At 42.1% G+C, this 23443-nt stretch carries 23 protein-coding genes; 16 read left to right on the forward strand and 7 right to left on the reverse strand.

Translation table 11 applies throughout. The features are described 5' to 3' along the window. Positions 1-104 precede the first annotated feature (104 nt). Positions 105-377, forward strand: a complete 273-nt coding sequence (locus tag AY605_RS09095; RefSeq protein ID WP_004279807.1) for an HU family DNA-binding protein — start codon at positions 105-107, stop codon at positions 375-377. Between the two features lie 130 nt (positions 378-507). Next, positions 508-2373 carry a SurA N-terminal domain-containing protein gene (locus AY605_RS09100; RefSeq protein WP_064096081.1) on the forward strand — a complete coding sequence of 622 codons (1866 nt, stop codon included), beginning with the start codon at positions 508-510 and terminating at the stop codon, positions 2371-2373. Between the two features lie 62 nt (positions 2374-2435). On the opposite strand, the gene AY605_RS09105 is transcribed toward AY605_RS09100, so the two are convergent. Continuing rightward, positions 2436-3305 (reverse strand): DUF2797 domain-containing protein, encoded by an 870-nt coding sequence (locus AY605_RS09105; protein ID WP_064096082.1) that lies wholly within the window; start codon positions 3303-3305, stop codon positions 2436-2438. A 34-nt stretch (positions 3306-3339) separates the two neighbouring features. On the opposite strand from AY605_RS09105, the gene AY605_RS09110 reads away from it, so the two are divergent. Both AY605_RS09110 and AY605_RS09115 read left to right on the forward strand, forming a co-directional pair. Next, a complete protein-coding gene (locus AY605_RS09110) occupies positions 3340-3810 on the forward strand; it encodes a DUF6231 family protein (RefSeq protein ID WP_064096083.1) in 471 nt (156 codons plus the stop codon). A gap of 105 nt (positions 3811-3915) precedes the next feature. Next, positions 3916-4602, forward strand: coding sequence for a YidB family protein (locus tag AY605_RS09115; protein WP_064096084.1), 687 nt, complete (start codon positions 3916-3918; stop codon positions 4600-4602). Between the two features lie 60 nt (positions 4603-4662). On the opposite strand, the gene AY605_RS09120 is transcribed toward AY605_RS09115, so the two are convergent. From AY605_RS09120 to AY605_RS09130, 3 genes are read right to left on the reverse strand one after another with little or no spacing between them, the layout of a single operon-like run. Next, on the reverse strand, positions 4663-5277 hold the full coding sequence (locus AY605_RS09120; RefSeq protein WP_064096085.1) for an OB-fold-containig protein: 615 nt from the start codon (positions 5275-5277) through the stop codon (positions 4663-4665). Between the two features lie 20 nt (positions 5278-5297). After that, positions 5298-5606: a Rieske (2Fe-2S) protein gene (locus AY605_RS09125; RefSeq protein WP_171254950.1), complete on the reverse strand. Its 309-nt coding sequence runs from the start codon at positions 5604-5606 to the stop codon at positions 5298-5300. A gap of 14 nt (positions 5607-5620) precedes the next feature. Next, positions 5621-6625, reverse strand: coding sequence for an adenosine kinase (locus tag AY605_RS09130; protein WP_064096087.1), 1005 nt, complete (start codon positions 6623-6625; stop codon positions 5621-5623). A gap of 276 nt (positions 6626-6901) precedes the next feature. On the opposite strand from AY605_RS09130, the gene AY605_RS09135 reads away from it, so the two are divergent. The 3 genes from AY605_RS09135 to AY605_RS09145 all read left to right on the forward strand — a co-directional run bounded on the left by AY605_RS09135 (position 6902) and on the right by AY605_RS09145 (position 11620). Next, complete coding sequence (locus AY605_RS09135; protein WP_064096088.1) at positions 6902-7354, forward strand: GNAT family N-acetyltransferase; 453 nt, start codon at positions 6902-6904, stop codon at positions 7352-7354. A 165-nt stretch (positions 7355-7519) separates the two neighbouring features. Beyond that, positions 7520-10459, forward strand: a complete 2940-nt coding sequence (locus AY605_RS09140) for an insulinase family protein (RefSeq protein WP_064096089.1) — start codon at positions 7520-7522, stop codon at positions 10457-10459. Positions 10460-10480: 21 nt separating this feature from the next. Continuing rightward, entirely contained in the window at positions 10481-11620 is a 1140-nt protein-coding gene (locus AY605_RS09145; protein WP_064096090.1) for a phospholipase A, read from the forward strand. A 70-nt stretch (positions 11621-11690) separates the two neighbouring features. Here AY605_RS09145 and AY605_RS09150 read toward each other — a convergent pair whose 3' ends face one another. Together AY605_RS09150 and AY605_RS09155 are read right to left on the reverse strand one after the other, a co-directional pair. Further along, positions 11691-13031: a TrkH family potassium uptake protein gene (locus AY605_RS09150; protein WP_064096091.1), complete on the reverse strand. Its 1341-nt coding sequence runs from the start codon at positions 13029-13031 to the stop codon at positions 11691-11693. Continuing rightward, positions 13028-13684, reverse strand: coding sequence for a potassium channel family protein (locus tag AY605_RS09155; RefSeq protein WP_064096092.1), 657 nt, complete (start codon positions 13682-13684; stop codon positions 13028-13030). Before AY605_RS09155 ends, AY605_RS09150 begins: the two co-directional genes overlap by 4 nt. A 332-nt stretch (positions 13685-14016) precedes the next feature. On the opposite strand from AY605_RS09155, the gene AY605_RS09160 reads away from it, so the two are divergent. Then, positions 14017-14202 carry a hypothetical protein gene (locus tag AY605_RS09160; RefSeq protein WP_064096093.1) on the forward strand — a complete coding sequence of 62 codons (186 nt, stop codon included), beginning with the start codon at positions 14017-14019 and terminating at the stop codon, positions 14200-14202. Between the two features lie 202 nt (positions 14203-14404). On the opposite strand, the gene ilvA is transcribed toward AY605_RS09160, so the two are convergent. Further along, a complete protein-coding gene (gene ilvA, locus AY605_RS09165) occupies positions 14405-15943 on the reverse strand; it encodes a threonine ammonia-lyase, biosynthetic (RefSeq protein WP_064096094.1) in 1539 nt (512 codons plus the stop codon). A 104-nt stretch (positions 15944-16047) separates the two neighbouring features. Here ilvA and rpiA point away from each other — a divergent pair, with 104 nt between their 5' ends. The 8 genes from rpiA to clpS all read left to right on the forward strand — a co-directional run bounded on the left by rpiA (position 16048) and on the right by clpS (position 23442). Further along, complete coding sequence (gene rpiA, locus AY605_RS09170; protein ID WP_064096095.1) at positions 16048-16719, forward strand: ribose-5-phosphate isomerase RpiA; 672 nt, start codon at positions 16048-16050, stop codon at positions 16717-16719. A gap of 244 nt (positions 16720-16963) precedes the next feature. Further along, complete coding sequence (locus AY605_RS09175) at positions 16964-17647, forward strand: M48 family metallopeptidase (RefSeq protein ID WP_064096096.1); 684 nt, start codon at positions 16964-16966, stop codon at positions 17645-17647. Between the two features lie 178 nt (positions 17648-17825). After that, positions 17826-18818, forward strand: a complete 993-nt coding sequence (locus AY605_RS09180; RefSeq protein ID WP_064096097.1) for an aliphatic sulfonate ABC transporter substrate-binding protein — start codon at positions 17826-17828, stop codon at positions 18816-18818. A 73-nt stretch (positions 18819-18891) separates the two neighbouring features. Next, positions 18892-20484: a rhodanese-like domain-containing protein gene (locus tag AY605_RS09185; RefSeq protein WP_064096098.1), complete on the forward strand. Its 1593-nt coding sequence runs from the start codon at positions 18892-18894 to the stop codon at positions 20482-20484. 139 nt (positions 20485-20623) lie between these two features. Beyond that, positions 20624-20983 carry a hypothetical protein gene (locus tag AY605_RS09190; protein ID WP_171254941.1) on the forward strand — a complete coding sequence of 120 codons (360 nt, stop codon included), beginning with the start codon at positions 20624-20626 and terminating at the stop codon, positions 20981-20983. Positions 20984-21128: 145 nt separating this feature from the next. Then, on the forward strand, positions 21129-22184 hold the full coding sequence (argC, locus tag AY605_RS09195) for an N-acetyl-gamma-glutamyl-phosphate reductase (RefSeq protein WP_171254951.1): 1056 nt from the start codon (positions 21129-21131) through the stop codon (positions 22182-22184). A gap of 76 nt (positions 22185-22260) precedes the next feature. Beyond that, the gene (locus AY605_RS09200; RefSeq protein ID WP_064096100.1) at positions 22261-23010 is read left to right on the forward strand and encodes a DUF6776 family protein; all 750 of its coding nucleotides are present in this window, start codon (positions 22261-22263) and stop codon (positions 23008-23010) included. A gap of 18 nt (positions 23011-23028) precedes the next feature. Then, positions 23029-23442: an ATP-dependent Clp protease adapter ClpS gene (clpS, locus tag AY605_RS09205; RefSeq protein ID WP_064096101.1), complete on the forward strand. Its 414-nt coding sequence runs from the start codon at positions 23029-23031 to the stop codon at positions 23440-23442. Position 23443 lies beyond the last annotated feature (1 nt).

Raw genomic sequence — 23443 nt, forward strand, 5'->3', positions numbered from 1 at the left:
CTTAAGTATTGCGTTTATACCTAAAGCATTGCTATAAAGGCGTTATGGCATGTTAAACCAATTCTTGAACCTTAAATAAACGATATTAAGAGGACGTAATCTTCATGAATAAATCAGAATTAATTGATGCAATTGCAGAGAAAGGGGGATTATCTAAGGCTGACGCAGGTAAGGCTTTAGATGCTACAATTGCTTCTGTTACTGAAGCTTTAAAATCGGGTGATACTGTAACTTTAGTCGGTTTTGGTACTTTTGGCGTGAAAGAACGTGCTGCACGTACTGGCCGGAATCCACAAACTGGTGCTACTCTTGAAATTAAAGCAAGCAAAGTACCTAGTTTCAAAGCAGGTAAAGGCTTAAAAGACGCTGTAGCTTAAGTCTTTCTAGCGACAAAACGCGCCTTATTTGGCGCGTTTTTTATTAATAAATTTAATTGAGATGATTAACACATTCATTCAATGGGTATTTTCGGTTAAAATCCTTGGCAAATAAAATATTGGAATACTTATGGAAGCTTTTCGTAAAGTTATTAAGGGCTGGTTGGGCAAAGTCTTGCTCGTTCTATTTTTGACCCCGTTAGCACTTGTAGGTATTGAAGGATATTTTAGCGGCGGAAGTTCTGATGCAGCAAAATCAGTAAATGGAACTGAAATATCTCAAAAAGAATTAGAGACACTGACGAAATCATTTAAAGAACAATATCTCAGTTATGCCAATGGGGATGAAACTTTACTGAATCAAAGCTTCATCGACCAAAAAGCCATGGATACGCTGGTCGCCCGTACTTTATTGTTGCAACAGGCTGAAAAATTGGGAATCAGTCTCAGTGACCAGCAGATTGAACAGATGATCGCCCAACAGCCTACTTTCCAGCAAGATGGCAAGTTCTCCAATGCTTTATATGAAAACTATCTGAAATCAATTGGCATGACCAATCGTGCTTTGATCGAAAGTTTACGTACAGATCATGCACTGAAGATGCTGTCATCGACTTTTCTGGATTATCCGCTGGTGAGCCCGGTCGAAATGCAGCAGATTGCTGATTTGCAAACTGAACAACGCCATATTTATATCTCGAGTATTAATCTGGATCGTTATAAAAAAGACGTCAAAGTAACTGATGCAGAAATTGCTGCCTATTATGAAAAACATAAACCCCTGTTTAAGCAGCCCACCAGTGTAGATGTGGACTATGTGGTATTAAAGCCAAGCGATATTCAGGCACAGAGTTTAGCGGTGACAGATGCTGAACTTCAGGAAGCCTATACAGCTTTTGTTGCTAAACAAAAACAGGCAGTTAAACCAGAGGTGAAGCATATTTTAATTACGGCGGACAGTCGTAGTGATGCAGAAGCAAAAAAACTGGCAACGGAAATCGCAGCAAAAATTAAAGCTGGAACAAGTTTTAAGCAAGCTGCCGCACAGTATTCTGAAGACCCTGATTCCAAGTCGAAAGGTGGCGCAATTGCTGTCTATGAAGAAGGTGTATTCGGTACCGCATTTGATCAGGCAGTTGGTTCTTTAAAATCGGGTCAGGTGTCTGCGCCGGTGAAAACAGATTATGGATATCATATTATTTCTGTACAAACTCCAGATGTTGTGGTTCCTTCTTTTGAGTCACAAAAAGCGCGTTTATCTAAAGAAGTTTTGGCTGCTAAAAAATCCAATGCATTCTCCGATATGGTCAATACACTGAATGATATGGTGGTAGGAAGTGATTCTCTGGATGTCGTTACTCAAGAGGTCAAAGGTGTACAGGTTCAGAAAGCCCAAGGGGTAAAACTTTCGACCCGAGATCCAGTGCTGAGCGATGCCAGCCTCAAAGTCAAACTGTTCAATGAGGATGTTAAAAATGGTGATCGTAATGCTTCATCCAGTATCCAGCTGGCCAATGGTGATGTAGCCTGGATCAAGGTACGTGATTATCATGCAGCCGGTGAACAGACACTGGCAGAAGCCAAACCGCTGGTTAAAACGCTATTGATTGAAGACAAAGCAGCTGCATTGGCAAAAGCAAAAATTCAGAAAGCTCTGGATGAGTTTAAAACCAAACCGGCTGCAGCTGTTGCAAAAGGTGATTTGATCTTTGAAGATGCTGGTGTTTACACACGTGCTGAAGGTTTGCTAAAACGCGATGTACAGCGCGCAGCATTTAGTCTTCCGACACCAAAAGCAGGTTACTGGTCAGTAACGACAACGAAAATGCCAAATGAGCTGGTTGTAGTTGCAGTATCAGAAGTGAAGAAGAACCCGGTAGATGTATTGAGTGCAGAGCAACGTAGTGAGTTGGTGAAGTTATATCAGCAACTTCGTGGTCAGCAGGAATTTGATGACTATACGCGTTATCTGAAATCGCAGGCAAAAATCAAATAAGATGATCTTAACCAAAAAACCAGCCTGCAGGCTGGTTTTTTTATGCTTGTGGCAATGATGGTTTAAGTTCGTATAATCAGCTCATAACCGGTATATTTGCGGATATTGATCACGCCAGTATCTAAAATCAAATATTGGCCTTTAATTCCCTGTAATTTGCCGCGAATCACGGGAGTTTTATCCAGATTATGCGATTTAATCTTTTCCGGATATTCCTCTACGGGATAAATAAACTCACGTGGCAGTTCATCTTCAAGCACTTCAATATTTTCATTAAACTGCAAATTCTGATTAAATTCTTCACGGATCGTCTGAATTTTTGGTGCAAATTCTTCTAGCAACTGTTCACGCACTTCAATCAGGTTAAGGGGTTCTGCTTCACCTTTGAGTAGCTTGCGCCAGTCAGTTTTATCAGCTACCTGCGTACCAAACATGACCTCAAGCTTTCCAGAAAGACGACGTGAGCCCACTTTCATAATCGGCAGGGCCTGGGTGGCACCTTGATCAAGCCAGCGGGTCGGCATTTGGCTGGTACGGGTAATACCGACCTTTAATGCGCTAGAATTGGCCAAATAAACAATATGTGGCTGAAAGCAGACATTCTGTGCAAATTCATCTTCGCGGCAAGTGCCTAAATGATAATGACAGGTTTCTGGCTTCATGATGCACATATCACATGAAGCATTGGTTTTAAAACATTTAAAACAGTGACCTTGTGAGAATGATTTGGAGGTTTTTTTACCACAAGACACACAGTAAATATTCCCTGTCCATTCAATCTCGATTTCCTCGCCTAAATTAAACGGGAGATCAATTTCTGCACGATCCAGAATTAATTTATATTCAACATTTGCCCGTTGTAACTGTTGTTCAGTTACACTAAGGTCCTTGAGGCCGACGTGCATTTTATGACAAATGCCCTGAAGTTCCATAAAAATTACTCACTTAAATCATAAGGGTGCAGTTATGGCTGAGCAGAATGTCATTACTTCGATGCTAGACGATTTCGCACGGGAACAGCCAATTCATACTGCTATTTGTATTGGGCAGGACTTGAGCCAAGTCCAGTTTCAGCCAGCTATTCAATGGTACCATTTTAGCGTATCTGACTTTTTAAATCTGCCTTTTCAACAACGTTATGACGTGGCTGTGGTGAGGCTGGATACCACAGAAACTGAACTTTTGTCTGAACAGATGATGAGTCAAATTCTGGTGAAATTGCGTGATTTGTTTGCCAAACGTCTGGTGGTAGTCAGTCGTTTGCACAACGAAAAATTATTGAGAGCTCTGGGATTTACCCAGTTGATCGACAAGACCGCACATGAGGCAGATTTTGCGCTGTGGCAATTTAATATTTTAACCTATAAACATGTGCCAGACTGGTTTAATTCCAAGTTTTGGGCTAACCCGGAAAACTGGGATAAATTTCGCTGGTAAGCCGAAAACCTGCTTTATCAAGATTGCAAATATTAACACAATCTGGCCTAGACAATGTAAAGGCAGGCCGTATCCTGTAGTTAAGATGCACATAGGATATAGGACATGACAAACCTAAGTAATATTGTGGAAATATTAGCAAAGCAGGCATTAGGTGGCGGACAATCGCAGCAGAAAACTTCACAACAGGGCGGCTTGGCAGATATTCTAGGCTCAGTATTAGGGCATTTAAACCAGTCCAATCCTCAGCAAAATAAACAAACCCAACAAACCCAAAATCAACAGAATCAAACCGGTCAGCAAACACGCCAAAATGGCCTGAGTGCAATTTTAGGTTCGGTTCTCAGTCAGCTAGGTGGTGGTGCCAGTAGTCAAAGCACCTCTCAACCTCGCTCAGGTTTCGGGGGGAGTTCTACCGGCAAAACGTTGTTGATCGCTGTGTTGCCTTTGGTGTTGGCCTGGATACAAAAACAGGGTGGCTTGCAGGGTGCCTTGGACAAGCTAAAAGGCCAAGGCCTTACTCGTCAGGTAGACGATTGGGTATCGACAGGTCCCGGTGAAAATGCTCATGTTGATCCGCAGCAGGTACAAAACCTGTTCGATGAGCAGGAAGTTGAAGAGGTAGCGCAGCAAACTCATACCCCTAAGCAAGATGTATATGGTGCTATTTCACAGGTATTGCCGCAGATTATTGACTCTCTTACCCCACAAGGTGAACAGACCAGTAAGCAGGAAGCCAACAGCGATATACAAAATGTACTAAGTATGGTTTCGGGGCTTCTCAAAAAATAAATCTGTAAACTAAAATCCTGATAGCCGTCAGGATTTTGAATATGAGAAATGACCTGATATTTAATCCAGATTTAGGCTAAACAGCTGGTTAGACTTGCAGATTTTCTTGGCTATATAATGAGATTTTCTTATGCGAATAAGGATAATCTCCGATTGAAAACCAAGCTCACCAAATTCCGGTTCTACCTGTACATAATGGAGTTGCCCATATTCATCCCGTACCCGTGCTTGAGCAGAAAAACCGGGGCGGGCATTGCCACTTGAAATCGTTGCCAGCCGGCCGAGCAAATTGACATTGTTCTTTTTATATTTGGGTGGAATGACCTGATCGAGACAGTGAATCATAAAAATCGTGAAAAAGGTCGCAATGATCAAAGCGGGAATAATCAGGTAATAAGCGGGGAGAAACTTGAATTCCTGAGAATAAATCAGAAATTGCAAGACATAGCCGGCAAAGCTGAAATTCATCAGGAAAAAAAATACAATCAATGTTTTTGAAAATTTCACATTTAACAGATCAACATGCTGAAAATCATAGGGTGAAATTTTTTGCAGAATTTTACTGGGTCTCAGCCCAAAATAGAAACAAACGGTTTTCACCACGCCAAACAGAATAATCGCCAATAAGCTGAGATGGAAAGGCATCAGATTATAGTCTAGAAAAAATGCAGGCATGGTGTTTGTCCGTTTCAGTCTTATTCTGAGAGGTAAATTCCACCATCAGAATGCACGGTAATCTCTACTTTTTCAAGTGATTGACCTTGGCAAGGTCCAGAAATACATTCACCGCTTTCCACCAGAAATAGTGCACCGTGCGTTGAACATTCAATAAATTCCTGATCGCGATCCAGAAACTGGTTTTCCAGAAATTCCAGTTCGACCTGCAGATGTGGGCACAAATTCTGATAGGCATAAAATGCACCATCACGTTGGGTGATGAAAATTGTATCACCATCTGGAAGCTCAAAAGAGCGTGCTTCATGCTCTGGAATGTCTTCCGTCATGCAAATTTTAAACATTAAGCACATTCCTTTCGAAAGTCTTTTAATAAGGCTGCATAGTCTTCAACTGCCAGGCGTGGACCAAATTGTGAAACTATCTGACTGGAAATAAGAATTGCCAGTTCTGCAGATGCTTGCAAACCTAAATTGGCGTTTAATCCGTACAGAAAAGCACCGGCAAAAGCATCACCAGCCCCATTTGCATCGACTGCAGTCACTTTACGGCCTGGTACTTTAAAGGTGTTCTCATGATCTGAAATAAGTGCACCTTCGGCTGACAATGTAATGACAACGTGCTGACTTAAGCTTTTCAGTTTAAGTAAAGCAGCCTCAAGACTGTCGGTTTCGGTGTACATCAAGGCTTCTTGCTGGTTACACAGTAGCAGGTCAACACCATCGCCAATCATTTCATCAAGGCCTGCACGGGCATATTGCACCATTGCTGGATCAGATAAAGTTAACGCAATTTTAACACCGTTAGTACGGGCAATTTCACGTGCCTGTTTCACAGCTTGCCGTGCGGTATCCGAAGTCGACAAATAGCCTTCAAGATAAAGCCATTTTGCTGTATTCAGTCGACTGAAATCGATTTGTGTATTGCTCAGTTCAGCCGTAATACCCAAATAGGTATGCATGGTGCGTTCAGAATCAGGGCTGACCAGCACCATACAGGTACCTGTTACACCTTCACTAATCGATTGGGTTGTAGTCTCAATGCCAGCATCATTTAAACCTTTCAGATAGATTTGCCCGAGTTCGTCATTACCGACACGGCAACCATAAAATGCAGAACCACCCAGTGCTGAAAATGCTACCGTAGTATTGGCTGCTGAACCACCAGAAGCCTGTCCTTTATACACCTGAGTCGCTTGAAGATTTTGATAAAGAGTGGCCTGAGTTTCACCATCTGCAAGTTGCATGGTGCCTTTTTGCAAGTGATGTGCATTTAAGAAATCATCAGAAACTTTAAATTCTTGGTCAATCAGCGCATTACCAATTGCAAAAAGATCAACATTTGCCATGTTCAAATATCACATTAAAAATGAAAGTATCAAGTTTACACGATTGCTTGGAAATGCAGTAGTTTGCTGAATCATTTTCAAATATTTCTCAAAAATACTGTATTTTATTCAGGAGCTATCTTTGGTCTAAGTTTTGACTTATTTTTAGGCGCCGGCACTCATCAGTATTGATTTAAGTGTCAACTTTTATTTATAAGGATAATTCGAGCTTGGTATGATACTTTTAAGTCGTTCTGCGAACCTCATTTTCACAATCATTTTAAATAGCGTGCGTATATGGATATTAAAATTGTAAAAGTCGAACAACTTCCTGACCAAATCGAAGCGCTCGCAACGCTGGCGCGCAAAGAAGGCCTAGATGTGATGGATAAGTTAATTGAAGAATATCGCACTGGGAAGAACTGCTTTGCTCAAGCCAATGAGCATTTACTGATCGCACATGACGGTAAAAAACTGATTGCCTGTGGTGGCCTCAACCAGCAATGGGGTGATAATGGGATTGAGGAACGTATTGGTCGTGTGCGCCGCTTCTATGTACATCCAAAATATCGGCTACATGGGGTGGGTAAGCAGCTTCTGGCTTATCTGGAGCAACTGGCACGTCCGCACTATTCCGCTTTATGCTTGCAAACCGATACCCGGGTGGCTGCGAGTTTTTATCAAAAGCAGAACTATGTATTTGTTGAAAATAATCCAAGCTATAACTATTTTAAATATCTGATTGCTTAAGCTTATAGTACCTAAGCTGAATCTGAATGGTAAATTTGATGATTTAATTTTCAAATGATCAAGTTTACTTAATTCGATCAAAATCCTCGGTTTTCAACGTGAATAATTCAGATAACTAAAGCTATAATGCTCTTAGTTATTTTAATTAAAGCATTAGGAGATCGCATGACTGTAGATGTCACTGAAACCATTTCTCAAACTGTACATCCTGCGTTTCAGTTGGTACGTCAACAACATGTTGAAGCTTTAGACATTTTCGTGTCTGAATATAAACATAAAGTGACTGGCGCCACACATTATCACCTGGCGACCAATCACGATGAAAATGTCTTTCTGGTCGCATTTCGTACCCAGCCGATGGACTCTAAAGGCGAAGCGCATATTCTGGAACATACTGCATTATGCGGTTCAGAAAAGTTCCCGGTGCGCGATCCATTCTTTCTGATGATTCGCCGTTCACTGAACACCTTTATGAATGCCTTTACTGCGGCGGACTGGACTGCGTATCCATTTGCGACCCAAAACAGCAAGGATTTCCAGAATCTGCTCGAAGTGTATATGGATGCGGCATTTGCTGCGAATCTAAATCCACTGGATTTTGCTCAGGAAGGTATTCGTATTGAGCTGGAAAATGGTGAGCCTGTCTATAAAGGCGTGGTCTTTAATGAAATGAAAGGGGCGATGAGTTCGCCTTCAGATCAGCTTTATCACACGCTGGCGCATCATTTATTCCCAAATACGACCTATCACTATAATTCGGGTGGTGATCCTAAAGATATTCCTGATCTGACTTACCAGGAGTTAGTTGATTTCTATAAATCACATTATCATCCAAGTAATGCAGTCTTCATGACTTTTGGTAATAAAACCGCATTTGAACTGCAAGAGCAGTTTGAAAATCTGGCATTGTCCAAATTTGAAAAAGGTCAGACACTCTATCCAACACCTGAAACCCGTTTGACTGCACCATTGACGGTTACAGATAGCTATGCGGTTGATGCCGAAGATCTACAGGACAAGACCTATCATGTGCTGTCATGGTTATTACCGGAAGCCAGTGACATTAAACTGCGTTTGGGCATGCGTTTAGTTGAAGGAATTCTGCTCGAAGATTCAGCATCACCACTGCGTCATTATCTGGAAACATGTGGTTATGCAGATGCAACAGGCCCATTCATGGGCGTGGATGATTCTAACTTTGAAATGACTTTCTACTGTGCGGTGCAGGGTTCAAATCCTGAACATGCAGAAGAGTTTAAAAATGGTGTATTCAAGGTTCTGGAGGATGTTGCATCTAAACCTGTTGATCAGAACATGGTCGATGCGATCCTGCATCAAATTGAATTGCATCAGCGTGAAATCAATGGCGATGGTACGCCGTATGGTCTGAGCCTGATTCTGAGCGGTCTGGGCAGCGCGATTCATCATCGTGATCCGGTCGAAGTTTGGGATGTGGACTCTGCCATTGCTGCAGTTAAAGAAGAACTGCAAGATCCGATGTGGTTATCCAATCTGATCAAAGAGCATCTGCTGGATAACCCACATCGTGTCCAACTGACGCTGGTTCCGGATGCGACCAAATCTGCCAAAGAAGCAGCGGATGAAAAAGCACGTCTGGCTGAAATTGGCAAGAATCTGACTGAAGAACAGAAAGCTGAAATTATTGCGCAGACTGAGGCATTAAATGTGCGTCAGGACACACCGGATGACTTGAACTTGTTGCCGAAAGTCGGTCTGGAAGATGTGCCTGCGGAATTACAGATTGTGCAAGGTCAGTTACGCGAGATTATCTGTAACCACGTCGATACGCCATTGAATCTCTATCATGCCGGTACTAATGGTATTTATTATCAACAGGTTCTGGTTAATATTCCGGATGAAGTGGTGCAGTCGCCTTACTTTAACCTGCTTTCAATCCTGATGGGTGAAGTCGGTGCAGGTGAGTATGATTATCTAGAGTTCCAGCAGCTGCAAACAGCGGTAAGCGGCGGTCTGGGCATGGGCGCGTCTTTGCGTTCGAAAGTGGATGACAAAAACAAGATTACTGCCTGGCTAACCCTGACCACTAAATCTTTAGTGAATCATCTCGATGCGATCCGTCTGTTGAAGATTGGTTTTGAACAGCTCCGTTTTGATGAAAAAGACCGTATTATCGAGCTGCTACAACAGCGTAAAACGCGCTGGCAGTCACGTATTTCCGGTTCTGGACATAGTTATGCGATGCAGACCGCTTCACGTCAGCATAGTGCATTGGCTTTGCGTGATTATCATAATACCGGTCTGGGTGCATTGAACTGGCTGATCGAACTGGTGTCTAAGATCGAAAAAGATCCGGCTGAATATGATCTGCTGATTGATGAATTAAAACGGATTCATCGGGTCTTGTTGCAAGCACCAAAGCAATTCCTGCTAGTGTGTGAAGAACCACAATCTGAGCATCTGATCGAAGAAATCCAGAATGTCTGGGACAAACTTGCGGTTGATCCAGCACCGGTTGCACTGACTCAAGTCGAAAAACTGACCCATGATCAGCACGAAGCTTGGTTGATTCAAGCCAATGTCCAGTTCTGTGCGGCTGCTTATCCGGCAGTTGAAGTCTCACACCCTGATGCTGCTGCATTGATGGTACTGGCGGGTTATTTACGTAATGGTTTCCTGCACAGCGCCATTCGTGAAAAAGGTGGTGCCTATGGTGGTGGTGCGAGCTATGACGGCAATGCCTGTTCGTTCCGTTTCTACAGCTATCGTGACCCACGTCTAGCAGAAACTTTCCAGGATTTTGATGCCAGTATCCAGTGGTTACTCAATGCACCACAACAGCCACACCAGTTGGAAGAAGCCATTCTGGGTCTGATTGCCAGCATGGATAAACCGGGTTCACCGGCAGGCGAAGCCATTACTGCATGTTATGCCTATCTGCATCAACGCACACCAGCGTTCCGTAAAAAGCTTCGGGAACGTTTGTTGCATGTCACGCTGGATGACTTGAAGCGTGTTGCACAGACCTATCTGGTCGAGCAGCAGGCAACCAAGGCTGTGGTGGCACCGGTAGCAAAGCGTGAAATGCTTGAGCAGCTTGGTTTTGTGATTCAACAAGTTCTATAAATAAAAAAATGAGGATAAGGAATGGCGCTTAATTCAATTAAGCGCTCAACTCTACAGCTGAGCGTTTTGCTTGGCTGTACTGTTGGGACGCAAGTGAATGCGGAAGAAACAGTAGTTAACAGCCCCATGCCGGCAACGGCCGAAGCCTGTGCCGCACTAGAAAGTAGTGCAGAGCGTCTGGCTTGCTATGATGCTTTATTTAAAATTCCGGTAACCGATAAGCCTGAAATCGTTTCTGAGCGTCGTGCTGCGGTAGAACTTGCACCTGAACCCGATAATTTGAAAGAAAAAATTGGGAAAACTGTCTCCAATATTTATGTCTCTGAAGGATCAAAGCTGACGCCGAATCTGTCTTTGCTGGATAGTCGCTGGGAACTCTCTCCGGAAAGTAAACTTGGTACCTGGAACATTCGTTCCTATCAACCGGTGTATTTGATGCCAGGTTTCTGGACATCGAAAAAAAATGAATTCCCTCAAAGTGAAAACCCGAACAATACAGAGACAGAGAAACAAAATCTCACTTCAACTGAAGCGAAGTTTCAATTGTCTTTAAAGACCAAGGCAGTTGAAAATATCTTGGGAAATAATGGTGATCTCTGGCTCGGTTATACCCAGTCTTCGCGTTGGCAGGTGTATAACTCGGAAGAATCACGTCCATTTCGTGAAACCAATTATGAACCAGAAGCCAGTTTTGTTTTGCGTACCAATTATGACCTGTTAGGTCTGAACTGGCGCATGTTAGGCCTGACTTTCAACCATCAGTCCAATGGCCGCTCTGATCCGCTATCGCGCAGTTGGAACCGGGTGATGCTGAATTTTGGTTTTGAAAAAGACAATTTTGCCCTGATGGTTCGTCCTTGGTATCGCTTTGAAGAGAAACGGGAAGACGATAACAATCCCGAGATCAAAAACTATATCGGACGCGGAGACATGACTGCATTTTATCGATATAACGAGCATGATTTTTCATTAATGCTGCGTCATACTTTAAAAGGTGGAGATGATAACCGTGGTGCAGTACAGTTTGACTGGTCATTCCCGATTAGTGGACGTTTGCGAGGTCAATTCCAGCTTTTTGACGGCTATGGCGAAAGTCTGATTGATTATAATCACCGTGCCACTTATGTGGGATTAGGGATTTCCCTGATGAACTGGTTCTAAGATCCCAAGGTTTAATCATCCTGGGATTAAACAAAAACCATGCTGCGGCATGGTTTTTTTATAACTAAACTTAGCCAATCTGGATTTCTGAAGGAGGATGTTTTATACGGCTCTTTTTCGGAGTTGCAATGAAATAAGCAAGTGTCAGTGGCCCTAGTCGACCTGCAAACATCAATAACATCAGAATGATTAAACTGGCTGGTTGTAATTCTTCAGTCACACCTCGAGACAAGCCGACGGTACATGCCGCCGAAACAGCCTCAAACAGCAGGTCCAGAAAATCAAGATCAGGTTCCAGAATTAATAGACTCATAAAGCCCATTATGATGAGTGCAGCAGTAATGCACACCACCGCCAAGGCTTTAAATGTGGTTTTCTCCGGAATAGAGTGATTAAACACCCGGATTTCATCTTCGCGTCTTAAAAAACTGATGACACTTATTACCACAATAATAAACGTTCCGACCTTGATGCCGCCTGCAGTACTTAAGGAGCCGCCCCCGATAAACATGAGCAGCATGGTAACGAGACTGGATGCATCGCTCATTTGTTCCATTGGCAAGCTATTAAAACCCGAAGAGCGGGGAACCGTAGCATGGAACCAGGCATTTACGGCCTGATCGCCTAAACTCATCAGGCCCAAAGTTTGCGGATTAGAGGCCTCTAATAGCCAGAGTACGATAAACGCACTTAAGTTAAGACCCAGAATAGTAGAGAGGATCAGCTTGCTGTTAGTACTTAACTTGCGCCAGCGCTTGTTTTTTTTAACATCCATCAACACCAAAAAGCCAATACCCCCAATGATATACAACATGCTGATAGTAAAAGTAATTAAATACTGGCCGGAAAAACTCATCAAGCTGTTGGGGAAGAGTGAAAATCCACCATTATTAAAAGCTGAAACGCTATAAAAGGCTGCATAAAATAATGCATCGCTGAACTGATATTCTTTGAGCCACGCCAAAGTCAGAATCAGCGTACCGATTGCTTCAAAAAATAGTGAATATAAAAATACGGCTTTAATGGTAAAACTGACTTTTTTCAGACTGGTTTGTCCGATGGATTCTTGTGCCATGACTTGCTGCTTCAATCCCATTTTTGGAGCCAGACTCATTACTGCTAGAATGGCGAAAGTCATAAAACCCAAACCACCGCATTGCAACAAAAACATAATGACGATCTGCCCAAATACCGTATAGGCTTCACCGACATTCACCACCGATAGTCCGGTGATGGTGACTGCTGAAGTTGCGGTAAAAATAGCTTCCAGCCAGCTGATTTCTCCCTGATGTGCAATGGGCAGCATTAATAGCAGCGAACCGATCAGAATTAATCCGAGAAATCCTAAAGCCAGTAAGCTTGGAGGGCTGAGATTAATCGTCCGGTGTTCCTTTAAGTTAGAACTTTTCATAGATGTCTAAAGTATTTAGAAAGGTGGCGCAAAGGTTCTAATAATCCTTCAACCACAAGAATATCGCCTTTCTGAAGAACCTGATTGGCATCTACGTGATATTGCAGGGTAGACCCGCGCTTATGTAATAAAGTAGTAATTTCAGGCCCATGCTTCATCAATTGATTCAATGGCATACCATGCTGTTCAGTATGAATTTCAATTTTGACAATATAGTGATCATCCTCAAGCGCCATATAGCGACTGACCATCGGATAGCTTAATGACTGGGCCACCCGAACTCCCATATCTTCTTCAGGGTGAATGATTTTTTCAACATTAAGATGGGTCAGAATCATGTGATGGGATTTTGATTTCGCTTTCGCCCATATTTTCTTGACACCCATATTTTTTAAGTGCAATACACACAGAATACTGGCTTCAATATCCTCTCCAATTGCCACCACAGCAGCATCACAGCGCTGAATATTCAGCTCGTCGAGTACATGTTCATCGGTTGCATCGGCAATCACGGCATGGGTTAGCTGATCAGAAATGTTTTCTACATATTTTTTATTCAGATCGATCCCGATCACTTCATGATTCAGGCTGATCAGCTGTGTGGCCACTGTGGCACCGAAACTGCCAAGCCCAATGACTGCAAATAATGCCATTTGCTATCCTTAATTATTCTAAACAAAGTGTTTTGAGTTATGTTAGCGTTAATCTAATCCAAGATGTTTGAAGTTTTACATAATTGATATAAAACGTTTATTTCAAAAGGAAAAGAGCTAAATGGTTGAGAGTTGTGTGCTTGATTAGGGAGCTATTGCAACGATTGCTGCCGCAATTTTAACGGTTATCGTGGCTTACTGTATTTCAAAGCAATGGAAAACATAAAAGAGAGTTGAAACAGTTTCAAATATTGCAAAGGAAGTTTATCTGGATATTAGAAAATTTGATAAATATTTTGTCTAATATATTGCTTCGCATGTTGATAATTTAAATGAAGGACCTAATGAGGGGTGAGGGGAATGTATATTATGGTATTGAAAAAGAATTGAAGCCGATTATTTATGATTTATATGTAGGTATAATTTCTAATTTAGAGATCATTCTTGAAGTAGAAAAAGATAAAGATCTTGAGCAGTTAAAGGGAAGATTAATTAAAACTTACGAAGAACTTGATTAGCTTCAAAATGACATTTTACATTTAGCTATATTTAGTAAAGATAAAATTTTAGACGATGATCGCAGGAGACATCACAGTATTGATATTAAAGTTGCACACGAAGTTTTAATTAAAACTCTAAATAGTTTAAAAAAATCATTAATAAAAATTATTGTATATGTATAAAAAACCGCCTCAAAAGGCGGTTTTTTATTTGGAAGGATTACTTCAAGAAACGTTGATAACCCAGGTTATTGGTAATTTCCTGATAAGGATAGGTAATGGTCTCGAGAGTTTCGATCAAGCCGTCTGGATTCTGCTGTGCATCGGTTGCTTCAAGACCCACCAGAACACGTCCTTCAGCAGCACCGTGATTACGGTAGTGGAACAGGGTGATGTTATGGGTTGGACCAAGACGTTCAAGGAAAGTCAATAATGCGCCTGGACGTTCCGGGAATTCCACACGGAACAGGCGTTCATTTTCAATATCGGCATGGCCACCGATCAAGTAACGGATATGCAGTTTCGCGACTTCATCATCAGAGAGATCGTCAACGTCATACTGGAACTTTAAGGCTTCATAAATTTCCTGACGTTCTTTCTCGCCATTTTTCAGACTGATGCCGACAAATACCTGCGCAGCAGAAGCATCGCTGGCACGGTAGTTAAATTCAGTAATATTACGACCTTGCAAGGCACGGCAGAAACTCAGGAATGAACCTTTCTGTTCCGGAATGGTCACGGCAAAGATTGCTTCTTTACGCTCGCCCAGTTCGGTACGTTCCGCGATATAACGTAAACGGTCGAAGTTCATGTTGGCGCCGCAGACAATCGACACCATGTTTTTCCCTTCGATGCCATGTTCAGCCACGTATTTTTTTATGCCGGCCAGTGCCATTGCACCTGATGGCTCTACGATGCTACGGCACTCGTCATAGGTATCTTTAATGGCAGCACAGATTTCATCAGTATTCACCAGCACCACCTCGGGTTCCACGATTGGGCCAGAATTGTCCGATTTTTGTAGACGGATTACATCAAATGGTTTTTCACCAATTTGGGCTACCGCTGTCCCATCAGCAAATAATCCAACAGATGGAAGAATCACACGCTCATTGGCTTCAAATGCAGCTTTTAAACAGGCAGACTCATCATATTCCACCGGAATAACTTTGACGTGTGGTGCGACATCACCTAAGTAAGCTGCGACACCTGCGATCAGGCCGCCACCGCCCACTGCAACAAACACGTAGTCCACATCACGCCATTGACGCAGAATTTCATTGGCAATCGTACCTTGACCCGCAATCACGAGTTCATCGTCATAGGGCGGAATAAAGGTCATGCCATCTTCTTGGGCACGTTGAATCGCATATTTATTGGCAACATCAAATGAATCGCCATGTAAAACTACTTCGCCACCGAGACGTTTAACTGCCTGTACTTTGATATCAGGTGTGGTTTTGGGCATCACAATAATTGCGCGTATGCCTAGCTTTTTCCCTGAAAGTGCCACGCCTTGTGCATGGTTGCCTGCTGAAGCAGTGATAACGCCACGTTCCATTTGCGACTTCGGTAATTGACTAATACGGTTGTAAGCACCGCGTAGCTTGAATGAAAAAACCGGTTGTAAATCTTCACGTTTAAAGCGGATGTTATTATTGAGTCGTTCGCTAATTCGTGGCGCTGCTTCGAGTGGGGTTTCGATTGCAACATCATAGACCGTTGCTTGTAAAATTTGTCGAACCAAACGAGACAGCATGTTAATTTTCCATCTAACAGTTTAAAATAGGGACTTATTGTAACAAACCAGACAGCTTTGCGGTTCGAAAATACTGCAAAAGTCCAAAATAGTTGAGTGAAGCCATGAGTCTATATGCAACCCAAGATGAGAAGAAGCAAGCTGCAGCCAAAGCGGCTTTAAAACACTTGCCAAAAGGGGGTATTTTAGGCGTAGGTACAGGTAGCACTGTGAACTTTTTAATTGAGCTTTTACCTGAGCTGCAATTGGAAGCTGCGGTAGCCAGTTCGGAAGCGACAGCACAGCGCCTGAAAAAGCTCGGCATTGAAGTTGTTGATATGAACAGCGTGGGTGGTCTAGATGCCTATGTCGATGGTGCGGACGAAATTGACCGTCATATGCATATGATCAAAGGTGGTGGCGCAGCACTGACTCGCGAAAAAATTGTTGCCTCTATCGCGAAAAAATTCGTGTGTATCGTAGATGATTCAAAATGGGTAGGGCAATTAGGCCGTGAATTCCCGCTTCCGGTAGAAGTGATTCCGATGGCACGTTCTGCAGTAGCACGTAAACTGGTCGCTTTAGGTGGAGATCCTGCGTACCGTGAAGGTGTGGTAACTGACAACGGTAACGTGATTTTAGATGTTTATAACCTAAATATCCTGAATGCACTTGAGCTTGAAAAAACCATCAATGATATTCCAGGGGTAGTGTGTAACGGGATCTTTGCGATCAACAAAGCAGATATCGCAATTGTCGCGACGGATAACGGAATTGAAGAGCGTACAGCGGTTTAAGATTTGATGACCTTCTTTCATGCCTTATGTTTTCTTCTTCTAGGATAAAATGTAAAAGAGGTGGTAGAAAATGAAAGAAGTGAGTTTATCGTAAATAAATCTACCCAAACTCTGAGTAAAAGTTAAAGTTCTGCTTTAACATTTATGCAAGAAAGGCTCGTTATTACATATTTTAATAAAGGCTTTTCTCCCTCCTTTAACCAAGGAGGGTTGGGGAGGATTAAAAAATGATTAAATATAAAAAATGACCTTATCCGACTTACCCGAAATTCAAATCACCCGAAATGTCCGTTCAACACGGCTACGTTTACGTGTCGATGCGACCCAGATTCGCCTTACAGCCCCATTTTTTTGCAGCAAAAAACAGATACGGCATTTTATTGAGCAATCTGAAAGCTGGCTGATTAAAACCTGGCAATCCCAGCAAGAAAAAATCGAAAATATTGACCGGACGCTACCGAGTGAGCTGCGGTTATTCAATCTTAAAGAACCTGTACAAATTTCTTATCAAAACCAGAAGAACAACTTCATTTTTGATCATAAAAATTTACAGCTTTGGATTAGTGACCGACATCCTGAAGAATATTTAAAGGCTTTTGTGATTGCCTATGCAAAAGAACAGCTCCCTTCATATTTAAAGCTTGTCTCGCAGCAATGTGATTTGCCATTCATTAATTGCAACATTCGGCAGCCCAAAACCCGATGGGGTAGCTGCTCTGCCAGATATGATATTATGTTGAATAGCGCGCTGGTATTGTTTCCTGAAAATATCACGCGTTATGTCGCTATACATGAACTGGCGCATACTAAACATTTTGATCATAGCCCACGCTTCTGGACAGAAGTGGCGAAGCATGATCCAGAATTTAAAATTCATCGTCAATTGTTAAAAACTACACCTTTACCGTATTGGTGGCATCAAATCTAATCTAATTCTAATTTTTCGATATTTATTTGAGATAAAAATATGATGGATGTTTGAACAATTTCTGCATCCCTTATGAGAATAGATTATTTTTAAATCATGTATCACTTTTCTAGAATGCCCTCAATTTAAACAGATCGCACTGGGTTTTTCACTGCGGTTATTGGATGGGGAAACCGCGATGGTTTATTCTAGATTTTTATGTGTTTTCTCTTTAATTTTTAGCGTATTTTTAAGCGCTTGTAACAAACCTGATAATACACAATCTTCACCAGAAGCAGATGATGCGGTTTATAAAGCCGAGAATGTACGTATCGGCTATCAACGTTCATCTACTTTGATGACTTTACTTAAAGAGTCGGGTGAACTTGAGAAAAAATTGGCTGAAAAAAATGTCAAAGTCAGCTGGCACGAATTTACCAGTGGTCAACCGCTGTTAGAAGCGCTTAATGTAGGAAGTGTAGATGTGACTGCAGATGTGGCAGATACGGTTCCTGTATTCGCACAGGCGGCTCAAGCAAAACTCACTTATTATGTAAAAGAAACAGCATCTCCAAATGCACAAGCAATTTTAATTCCGAAAAACTCAAAAATTCAAACTATTGCAGATTTAAAAGGCAAGAAAATTGCGGTGACCAAAGCTGCTGGTAGCCATTATTTGCTCATTGCAGCCTTAAACCAAGCAGGTTTAAGTTTCAAAGACATTACGCCAGCGTGGTTAAGTCCGGCAGATGGCCGTGCAGCATTTGAACATGGCGGTGTAGATGCATGGGTGACATGGGAGCCGTATGTTTCAAGTGGTACAGTACTTCAGAATGCAAAAGTTTTGGCATCAGGTGAAGGTCTTGCAAATTATATTCGTTACTATTTGACTGCTCAGAAATTTGCACAGGAAAATCCGGCGATTCTCAATACCATCATTCAAACACTTGAAGAAAAAGCAGCTTGGGTGAAGGCAAACCCTAATGATGCAGCAAAAATTTTGGCGCCATTATGGGGTAACTTGCCTACAGACGTTGTACTCCAAGCCAATGCTAATCGTAGCTATAACGTGCAAAACGTTATTGCGGAAGATATGGCGGAACAGCAACAGATTTCCGATGCATTCTTTAATGAAAAGCTAATTCCACACAGCATCGATGCAAAAGCATCCGATATTTTTAAAGCGAAATAAACTTTTAGAAGTCTCAATTCATATTGAGACTTTTTATGTTTAATAAAATAGCCTAAGCAAATCTGAGTCATTTATGTCAAATATTCCAGCATTAAACGCTGTTCAAATCCGAGAAATTTTACTGGCGGGTAAAGAAATCGCTATTGTCGATTTACGTGAGGAGCACATTTATGCTCAAGCACATCCTTTGTTTGCCACCAATATTTCCCTATCACGTTTAGAAATAGAAATCTTAAATCGTGTTCCACGTTTAGAAACGAAAGTCGTTCTTTATGATGATCGTGATGGTCGGGTTGAACGCGCAGCAGAAAAATTAGCACAGTATGGTTACACCCAGGTTTATGTCCTGGCAGGTGGAGTCAAAGCCTGGCAGCAGGAGGGTGGTGAGTTATTTATTGATGTGAACTCTGCGAGTAAAGCATTTGGTGAATGGGTAGAGCACTTTAAACATACGCCGTCTCTAAGTGCAGAAGATGTACAGGCTAAAATCGATGCGAATGATAATATTATTATCCTAGATGCACGTCGTTTCGATGAATATCAGACTATGAGTATCCCAACCGGGAGAAGCGTACCGGGTGCTGAACTGGTTTTACGTGCACCAGCCTTGGTCAAAAATGAAAATACCACGATTCTTGTAAATTGCGCTGGACGAACCCGGAGTATTATTGGCACCCAGTCTTTAATCAATGCCAAAATCCCACATCCTGTTTATGCATTGCGGAATGGGACTATTGGCTGGACGTTAGCAGGCCAGAACTTAGAGCACGGTCAGCAACGCTCGTATAAAGATCAAATTGCTCCAATATCAGAGCAACAGGTTTTTAGTGCTAAAGAACTGGCAGAAAAAGCCCATGTCAAAACCATTACCCTAGAACAACTACAGGAATTTAAAACAGAGACGACGCGTACGACGTATATTTTTGATGTACGTGATGAAGAGGAATATATACAGGGACATTTACCTGAATCACGATGGGTTGCGGGTGGTCAACTGGTACAGGAAACCGATCATACTGCTGCAGTACGGGGTGCACGAATTGTCTTAATTGATCACCTTTTGGTGAGAGCATATATGACGGCATCTTGGTTGGGGCAGATGAACTGGGAGGTGTATGTACTAGAGACCGATTTTAATCAGGTCCTCACAGAACAGGGCGTTTGGAAATCGAAACTGCCAAATGTGCATTTAGCCCAGACTATTTCGGCTAAAGACTTAAATCACTTCGCGAAAGAGGATATTGCTATTTGGGATGTCTCCACCTTTGCAAACTATAAGCAAGGCCATTTACCCGGTGCACAATGGTTATTAAAAGCTGACGCGATTCAAAAGATTCAGGAGCCCGAATTTCAATCCAAAAAAGTAATTGTGCTGACCTGTAGCACGGCAATTTTGGCGCAATATGCTGCTGAGGAAATTGCACCGTATTTAGCTCAAGAACAGAAAATATGGGTACTCGATGGCGGCAACACGGGCTGGCAACAAGCAGGCTTTGAATTAACCTCTGATGATATCCGAGCCTTATCCCCACAAATTGACCGTTATAAGCGGCCGTATGAAGGAACTGACAACGCTTTGGAAGCGATGCAGGCATATTTGGATTGGGAATACGGTTTGGTCGATCAATTAACGAAAGATGCAACCCATGGTTTTTTTGTTGTCTAATGTATCAAGTCAAATAAAACCGCACATGCGGTTTTATTTTTTAATTAAAATAGCCTAAGCATTTTAGTACAGTTTATTGTTAGCCTTTTAAATTTTAGGTTAAACTCCAAAGATAACAAAAACAATATCAGATTCTAATATGAACCGCTTACTGACAAGTATTTTAATTTTTATGCTATCAATTCCCGCACTTTTCTTTTATGTACTTTTTCTCATGAGTATTTTTAATCCAAGTCTGCCCATTGTGTATCCATGGCCATACAGGTTATTCATGTTGGCGGGGATGGTAGCCTGGGGTGTACTTTTTTATATGAGTATTTTATGGGTGAAGCATCTGCCTATCTCTCAATGGATTTCAGCACTGGGGACTTTACTAGCGATTATAGGCTTAATTCCATTTATTATTCGATTAGACGCTATCGTATTGTTGGCATTGCCGGCATTTTTATTTACGATTTATCTATGCTATTGCAGCTGGTCAACAGCAAAAGCAGACTAACCACTAATAAATACTAATTTTAATGCAAATTTTATATGGACCTTTTGAAAGCCTATAAAAAACCAGCAAACCCCAGCAAAATGGTTTAGAAAAGCATAACTTCCTGTCATACTAGCCTTATAAAAGGCAACATTTATTTGAGGTAATCATCGTGATTTCAGTGGGTATTGTGGGTGGTACAGGTTATACAGGCGTTGAACTTTTGCGTCTTTTACTGCGACATCCAGATGTAAATGTAACAGCACTGACATCACGTACTGAAGCAGGCCGTCGTGTAGATGACATGTTTCCAAGTTTGCGTGGACATACTGATCTGCAATTTTCTGATCTCAGTCTTGAGCTATTAAAATCATGCGATGTGGTTTTCTTTGCAACTCCGCATGGTGTCGCCATGAAACATGCCGAAGAGCTGGTTGCTGCAAATACCAAAGTGATTGACTTGGCAGCAGATTTCCGTTTACAAAATCTTGGACAGTTTGAAAAATGGTATGGCATGCAACATGCATGTCCAGAACTGTTAAAAGATTCTGTATACGGTTTATCTGAGCTAAATCGTGAAGAAATTAAAAAGGCCAGTGTCATCGGAAATCCGGGGTGTTATCCAACCACAGTTCAGTTGGGTCTGGCACCTGTCTTGAAATCAGCTGAAGCATTGGTGAAACCTGAAAGCATTATTATCGACGCCAAATCGGGTGTATCAGGTGCAGGTCGTAAAGCTAGTCTGGGCATGATTTATTCTGAAAATGCCGATAACTTTAAAGCCTATGGTGTAGCGGGTCATCGCCATCATCCTGAAATTGTCGAAGCACTGGAAAATATTTCAGGTCAGAAAGATGTGTTTGATCACATTTTATTTGTACCACATTTGGTGCCAATGATCCGTGGTATGTTGTCGACCATCTATATCGATTTAACTGAAGCAGGTCAACAAGCTGATCTTCAATCACTGTATGAAGCATTCTATGCCAACGAACAGTTTGTCGATGTAATGCCAGCAGGCAGTTCTCCTGAAACTCGTTCAGTGCGTGGAGCGAATCAGTTGCGTATTGCCCTGTATAAGCCGCAACCCGCTAAACTGGTCATTCTGGTTGCACAAGACAATCTGGTCAAGGGTGCAGCAGGCCAGGCCGTGCAGAACATGAACCTGATGTTTGGTTTTGCCGAAGATGCTGGCTTAAATAATATTGGTTTATTACCATAAAAAACGTATTAGAACTTCACACACATTTAGATTTGCATTTAAATGTGTGTCTTGTATAAAGCAAACAGAGATCAAAATGCCGAATAATGAGTTAAACATGACGATCGCTCAGGAACCCGATACAAAGAAATCATGGATGAAAGGCAACACACCATTAGTAACCGGTGCTGCTGTTCTGATTCTTGGGAGTGGTCTACTGGGCTATACCGTCGGGCATCGGCAAGGTTTGACTGCGGTTGGTTTTGATGCAGATGCGGAACAACTGGTTGAAGTGGTACAAAAACAGAAAGCCAGTCTGGAAACATTGAACAAAAACTTGAATACTGCGGTTCAGGAACGTGATCTGGCGGTCAGCAATGCTAATGATCTATATTTGGCCATGACCAAGGCACGTGATGAACAGACTCAGGCTGAAAGCGTGGGAACCATTTATCGCGAGGTTTTGCGTCAGCGTGGTGGTTTGGCATTGGCAGTTCAAAATCTGTCAATCAAACCTTTACCCGAAAATGCCTTTGAATATCAGATTGATCTGGTGCAGGTGAGTCCAAGTAAAAGCCGTGCTTCAGGTAGCGTAGAATTGCGCCTGATTAAAGGCACTGAAATTCTGGTCGTGCCATTAGAGGATAAAAACTTCAATTTTGAAAATTATGAGCGACTCACAGGCCGCTGGACCATGCCTAAAGGCTTTAAGCCTGAATTTATTGAAGTACGTCTTACTGGTGCCAAACCTGTAATTCGTCGTTTTAGTTGGGAACAGGGCAAAGCAGTCGAAAATCAGGCTGCCTCCTTGTCAGAAATTCCGAAAACCGAAGCAAATGCAAATTAAGTGTGAAATATAAATCTTATGCCAAGCAATAAACGTCAAATGTGTTTAAGTGATATTAAAAACTCTTTTAATGAGTCTGGAATTGTTGATTGGCATATCAGCCCCCGTTTAGCAAATGAACCTTCTGAAGAAGGTGATTCTGACTTGGCTGTACAGACTGTGCCGCCAGAATTGAAACGCCCTCCATTGTATGCTGTCGTTTTATTAAATGATGACTACACCCCGATGGAGTTTGTAATTGAAATTTTACAACAATACTTTGCAATGAATCTTGACCAAGCTACACAAGTAATGCTAACTGTACATTATGAAGGAAAGGGTGTAGCTGGGGTCTATCCTCGAGACATTGCGGAGACCAAAGCGAACCAAGTCAATAATTATGCTCGATCACAAGGTCATCCGTTACTTTGCCAAATAGAGCCTAAAGATTAAG

The sequence above is a fragment of the Acinetobacter sp. SFD genome (genome assembly GCF_001647575.1).
Lineage (GTDB): Bacteria > Pseudomonadota > Gammaproteobacteria > Pseudomonadales > Moraxellaceae > Acinetobacter > Acinetobacter pecorum.

Excerpts from the sequence above, each read along its gene's own strand:
- AY605_RS09095 (WP_004279807.1), top strand. The coding sequence starts at position 105 with ATGAATAAATCAGAATTAATTGATGCAATTGCAGAGAAAGGGGGATTA.
- AY605_RS09100 (WP_064096081.1), top strand. The coding sequence starts at position 508 with ATGGAAGCTTTTCGTAAAGTTATTAAGGGCTGGTTGGGCAAAGTCTTG.
- AY605_RS09105 (WP_064096082.1), bottom strand. The coding sequence starts at position 3,305 with ATGGAACTTCAGGGCATTTGTCATAAAATGCACGTCGGCCTCAAGGAC.
- AY605_RS09110 (WP_064096083.1), top strand. The coding sequence starts at position 3,340 with ATGGCTGAGCAGAATGTCATTACTTCGATGCTAGACGATTTCGCACGG.
- AY605_RS09115 (WP_064096084.1), top strand. The coding sequence starts at position 3,916 with ATGACAAACCTAAGTAATATTGTGGAAATATTAGCAAAGCAGGCATTA.
- AY605_RS09120 (WP_064096085.1), bottom strand. The coding sequence starts at position 5,277 with ATGCCTGCATTTTTTCTAGACTATAATCTGATGCCTTTCCATCTCAGC.
- AY605_RS09125 (WP_171254950.1), bottom strand. The coding sequence starts at position 5,606 with ATGACGGAAGACATTCCAGAGCATGAAGCACGCTCTTTTGAGCTTCCA.
- AY605_RS09130 (WP_064096087.1), bottom strand. The coding sequence starts at position 6,625 with ATGGCAAATGTTGATCTTTTTGCAATTGGTAATGCGCTGATTGACCAA.
- AY605_RS09135 (WP_064096088.1), top strand. The coding sequence starts at position 6,902 with ATGGATATTAAAATTGTAAAAGTCGAACAACTTCCTGACCAAATCGAA.
- AY605_RS09140 (WP_064096089.1), top strand. The coding sequence starts at position 7,520 with ATGACTGTAGATGTCACTGAAACCATTTCTCAAACTGTACATCCTGCG.
- AY605_RS09145 (WP_064096090.1), top strand. The coding sequence starts at position 10,481 with ATGGCGCTTAATTCAATTAAGCGCTCAACTCTACAGCTGAGCGTTTTG.
- AY605_RS09150 (WP_064096091.1), bottom strand. The coding sequence starts at position 13,031 with ATGAAAAGTTCTAACTTAAAGGAACACCGGACGATTAATCTCAGCCCT.
- AY605_RS09155 (WP_064096092.1), bottom strand. The coding sequence starts at position 13,684 with ATGGCATTATTTGCAGTCATTGGGCTTGGCAGTTTCGGTGCCACAGTG.
- AY605_RS09160 (WP_064096093.1), top strand. The coding sequence starts at position 14,017 with ATGAAGGACCTAATGAGGGGTGAGGGGAATGTATATTATGGTATTGAA.
- ilvA (WP_064096094.1), bottom strand. The coding sequence starts at position 15,943 with ATGCTGTCTCGTTTGGTTCGACAAATTTTACAAGCAACGGTCTATGAT.
- rpiA (WP_064096095.1), top strand. The coding sequence starts at position 16,048 with ATGAGTCTATATGCAACCCAAGATGAGAAGAAGCAAGCTGCAGCCAAA.
- AY605_RS09175 (WP_064096096.1), top strand. The coding sequence starts at position 16,964 with ATGACCTTATCCGACTTACCCGAAATTCAAATCACCCGAAATGTCCGT.
- AY605_RS09180 (WP_064096097.1), top strand. The coding sequence starts at position 17,826 with ATGGTTTATTCTAGATTTTTATGTGTTTTCTCTTTAATTTTTAGCGTA.
- AY605_RS09185 (WP_064096098.1), top strand. The coding sequence starts at position 18,892 with ATGTCAAATATTCCAGCATTAAACGCTGTTCAAATCCGAGAAATTTTA.
- AY605_RS09190 (WP_171254941.1), top strand. The coding sequence starts at position 20,624 with ATGAACCGCTTACTGACAAGTATTTTAATTTTTATGCTATCAATTCCC.
- AY605_RS09200 (WP_064096100.1), top strand. The coding sequence starts at position 22,261 with ATGCCGAATAATGAGTTAAACATGACGATCGCTCAGGAACCCGATACA.
- clpS (WP_064096101.1), top strand. The coding sequence starts at position 23,029 with ATGCCAAGCAATAAACGTCAAATGTGTTTAAGTGATATTAAAAACTCT.